Here is a 4,559-nt window from a genome sequence, read left to right as displayed (position 1 = left end):
TGGCCGGTAGCCACGGGAACCGGGCAGGATGATGCGCGGCCAGAGGCGGCTCGCCGGCCCCAGCGGGCGCGTAGCCCCGCCGCGGCGGTGTTGGTCGGGCTTCGCGTCAGCGGATACGATCGTAGAGGCTTGCAGCGCCCAAGTATGTCGCTGCAGTAACGGCTTACATCCACCATAAGGAGACCTCTGTGTCAGCGCCCCAGAACATCACCCTCATCGTCGACGGCGAAGAGAACCAGGTGACCGAGGGCACGACGGGAGCCGACCTTTACGGCGCCCGGCGGGAGGTCGTCGTCGTCCGCGTCGACGGCGAACTGAAGGACCTGGACCAGCCGATCCCGGCCGGGGCCAAGGTCGAAGCCGTGACTATCGACTCTCCCGACGGGCTCAACGTGCTGCGCCACTCCACCGCGCACGTCATGGCCCAGGCGGTCCAGCAGCTGCGGAAGGACTCCAAGCTCGGGATCGGCCCGTACATCACCGACGGTTTCTACTTCGACTTCGACGTCGATGAGCCCTTCACCCCGGAGGACCTGAAGCAGCTGGAGAAGATGATGCTCAAGATCGTCAACTCCAACCAGCGCTTCGTCCGCCGCACCGTCTCCGAGACCGAAGCGCTCGCCGAGATGGCGGGGGAGCCGTACAAGGAAGAGCTGATCGGGCTCAAGGGTCACTCCGACGAGGCCGGCGAGGGCGCCAGCATCGAAGTGGGCGCCGGCGAACTGACCATCTACGACAACGTGGACGCCAAGAGCGGCGAAGTGGTCTGGAAGGACCTCTGCCGCGGGCCGCACCTGCCCAACACCAAGCTGATTTCCAACGCCTATGCGCTGACCCGCTCGGCCGCCGCCTACTGGCGGGGCAACGAAAAGAACAAGCAGCTGCAGCGCATCTACGGCACCGCCTGGCCCACCAAGGAAGACCTGAAGGCCTACCAGGAGCGGCTGGCCGAGGCAGAGCGCCGCGACCACCGCCGGGTGGGCGCCGAACTGGACCTGTTCTCCTTCCCGGATGAACTCGGCTCCGGCTTGCCCGTCTTCCACCCGAAGGGCGGCATCGTCCGCAAGGCGATGGAGGACTACTCGCGGCAGCGGCACACCGAGGCGGGCTACGAGTTCGTCTACACCCCGCACATCACCAAGAGCAACCTGTACGAGGTCTCCGGCCACCTGGACTGGTACCGGGACGGGATGTTCCCTCCCATGCATGTGGACGAGACCCGCGACCCCGAAACCAACGAGGTCGTCAAGCCCGGCCAGGACTACTACCTGAAGCCGATGAACTGCCCGATGCACAACCTGATTTTCCGCTCGCGCGGCCGGTCATACCGCGAGCTGCCGCTCCGGATGTTCGAATTCGGCTCCGTCTACCGCTACGAAAAGTCCGGCGTAGTCCACGGCCTGACCCGCGTGCGCGGCATGACCCAGGACGACGCCCATATCTACTGCACCCGCGAGCAGATGAAGGACGAGCTGACCACCACGCTCAACTTCGTGCTGGACCTGCTCAAGGACTATGGGCTCGACGACTTCTTCCTGGAGCTTTCCACCAAGGACCCGGAGAAGTACGTGGGCGCCGATGAGGTCTGGGACGAGGCCACCCGCACCCTGGCCGAGGTCGCCGAGGCATCCGGCCTGGAACTGGTGCCGGACCCGGGTGGAGCGGCCTTCTACGGCCCCAAGATTTCGGTACAGGCCCGCGACGCGATCGGCCGCAGCTGGCAGATGTCCACCATCCAGCTGGACTTCAACCTGCCCGAACGGTTCGAACTCGAATACCAGGCAGCCGACGGCAGCCGCCAGCGCCCGGTCATGATCCACCGCGCCCTGTTCGGGTCGGTAGAGCGCTTCATGGGCCTGCTGATCGAACATTACGCCGGCGCCTTCCCGGCGTGGCTCGCCCCGGTCCAGGTGGTCGGCATCCCGGTGGCGGAGGCGTTCAACGACTACATGCTGGAGATCGTGGCCAAGCTGCGCGCTCAGGGCATCCGCGCCGAGGCCGACCTGGGTTCGGACCGCTTCCCGAAGAAGATCCGGACCGCCAGCAAGGACAAGGTTCCGTTCGTGCTGATCGCAGGCGGCGAGGACGCCGAGGCCGGAGCCGTCTCCTTCCGCTTCCGCGACGGCAGCCAGGACAACGGCATCCCGGTGGACGAGGCCGTGTCCCGGATCGTGCAGGCCGCCGCCAGGCGCGGCAACTGACGATGGCCGAGACGACCGAAGCCATGACCGACCGGACCGGCGACGAGGTGACGGACGGCTTTGAGCTGCCCGGCGTGCCGGATGCCTTCCAGCGGCTCTGGACGCCGCATCGCATGGCCTACGTCAAGGGCGGCCAGGGCCAGTTCAAGAACAAGGACGAGTGCCCGTTCTGTGTGGCTCCGGCCCGCCCCGACGAGGAATCGCTGATCGTCCACCGCGGCGAGTTCGCCTACGTGGTGCTCAACCTGTTTCCTTACAACCCCGGGCACCTGCTGGTCTGCCCGTACCGCCACGTGCCCGACTACACCGACATCACCGCGGAGGAGACCGCCGAGTTCGCCGAGCTGACCCAGACGGCGATGCGGGTCCTGCGGAAGGTGGCCAACCCCAGCGGCTTCAACCTGGGCATGAACCAGGGCGAAGCCGGGGGCGCCGGGGTGGCGGCGCACCTGCACCAGCATGTGGTGCCCCGGTGGGGCGGCGACGGGAACTTCTTCCCGATCATTGCCCAGACCAAGGCGATCACCGAGACCCTGGACGAGGTCCGCAAGCAGGTATCCCAAGCCTGGCCGGCACGGTAGCGCGGCGATGCTCAACAAGTACGCGCGCGGGTTCTTCGGAAAACTGTTCTCGCCGCTGGCCCGTGCCCTGATCCGGATGGGCGTCTCGCCCGATGCCGTCACCATCGTGGGCACCCTCGGGGTCTCCGTGGGGGCGCTCGTGTTCTACCCGCTGGGGGAGCTGTTCTGGGGAACGGTCTTCATCACGGCGTTCGTCTTCTCCGACATGGTGGACGGCCTGATGGCGCGCATGCTGGAGCGCAACAGCCGTTGGGGCAACTTCCTGGATTCCACCCTCGACCGGCTGGCCGACGGCGCGGTGTTCGCCGGCGTGGCCATCTGGTTCTTCACCGGCGGAGAGAACACCGCCATCGCCGTCTCCGCGCTCGTATGCCTGCTGCTCGGGTCGTTGGTCTCCTACGCCAGGGCCAAGGCCGAGTCGCTGGGCTGTACCGCCGCGGTGGGCCTGGCCGAACGCTCCGAGCGCCTGGTTTCCGTCCTGGTTTTCACCGGCCTGACCGGACTGGGCCTGCCGGAGGTGGTCCTGCTGGTGGTCCTGGTGCTGCTGGCCGCCGCCAGCCTGCTGACCGTGGCCCAGCGGATCATGGCCGTCTACCGTCAGACACAGCAAACCGCCTGATCCGCCCCGGACCGCCCAGGCCCCCGGTTGGGGCCCCGAGGAAGGTTACGTCATCGGTGACCCAGCGCACCGGGCCGGACGTATGATGAGGTGTACGTTTCCTACCGACTCCTAGGGGCTTTTAGTGTCCAGCAGTGAAGAAACTTCAACTCACGCGCCCGTGACCGGCAGCAGCCGCGTCAAGCGGGGCATGGCCGAGATGTTGAAGGGCGGCGTCATCATGGACGTCGTGACTCCCGAACAGGCCCGCATCGCCGAAGACGCCGGTGCGGTGGCCGTGATGGCCCTTGAACGCGTTCCGGCGGATATCCGCGCCCAGGGCGGCGTGTCCCGGATGAGCGATCCGGACATGGTGGACGGCATCATCGACGCCGTCTCCATCCCGGTGATGGCCAAGGCCCGCATCGGCCACTTCGTCGAGGCGCAGGTGCTGCAGTCCCTCGGCGTGGATTACATCGACGAGTCCGAGGTGCTGACCCCGGCCGACTACACCAACCACATCGACAAGTGGAACTTCACCGTTCCCTTCGTCTGCGGCGCCACCAACCTGGGCGAGGCCCTGCGCCGCATCAACGAGGGCGCGGCCATGATCCGTTCCAAGGGCGAAGCCGGCACCGGCGACGTCTCCAACGCCACCGGCCACATGCGCCAGATCCGCTCCGAGATCAAGCGCCTGTCGGCAATGCCCGAAGACGAACTGTACGTGGCCGCGAAGGAACTGCAGGCCCCGTACGAGCTGGTCAAGGAAATCGCCGCCACCGGCAAGCTGCCCGTGGTGCTGTTTACCGCCGGCGGCATCGCCACCCCGGCCGACGCCGCGATGATGATGCAACTGGGCGCCGACGGCGTGTTCGTCGGCTCCGGCATCTTCAAGTCCGGCAACCCGGCCGAGCGCGCCGCCGCGATCGTCAAGGCCACCACCTTCCACGACGACCCGGATGTCATCGCCAAGGTCTCGCGCGGGCTGGGCGAGGCCATGGTCGGCATCAACGTGGACGAGATCCCGCAGCCGCACCGCCTCGCCGAGCGCGGCTGGTAAATACCGACGACGGCGAACGTCCGGTCCCGCACGACAGTGCGGTACCGGGCGTTCGCCGTTTCCGGGGGCCGCCCTTACGGGGCCGCCGTTACCGGACGTCCCAGCGGCCGGCCGGGGCG

Annotated in this window: 4 protein-coding genes; all 4 read left to right on the top strand. The window is 67.3% G+C overall.

Translation table 11 applies throughout. From position 1 onward, the window contains the following. The first annotated feature begins 188 nt into the window (after positions 1-188). On the top strand, positions 189-2,201 hold the full coding sequence (gene thrS, locus AC5RUJ_RS11570) for a threonine--tRNA ligase (protein ID WP_493999837.1): 2,013 nt from the start codon (positions 189-191) through the stop codon (positions 2,199-2,201). A gap of 2 nt (positions 2,202-2,203) precedes the next feature. Then, a complete protein-coding gene (locus AC5RUJ_RS11565; protein WP_493999836.1) occupies positions 2,204-2,782 on the top strand; it encodes an HIT family protein in 579 nt (192 codons plus the stop codon). Positions 2,783-2,789: 7 nt separating this feature from the next. Beyond that, a complete protein-coding gene (pgsA, locus tag AC5RUJ_RS11560) occupies positions 2,790-3,401 on the top strand; it encodes a phosphatidylinositol phosphate synthase (RefSeq protein ID WP_493999835.1) in 612 nt (203 codons plus the stop codon). A gap of 124 nt (positions 3,402-3,525) precedes the next feature. Next, positions 3,526-4,440, top strand: a complete 915-nt coding sequence (gene pdxS, locus AC5RUJ_RS11555) for a pyridoxal 5'-phosphate synthase lyase subunit PdxS (RefSeq protein WP_494014074.1) — start codon at positions 3,526-3,528, stop codon at positions 4,438-4,440. The last annotated feature ends 119 nt before the right edge of the window (positions 4,441-4,559 follow it).

It is taken from the genome of Arthrobacter sp. Y3223164 (genome assembly GCF_059091005.1).
Note: the sequence above shows the minus strand (reverse complement) of the source record. Positions and strands in the feature narration are given on the sequence as shown.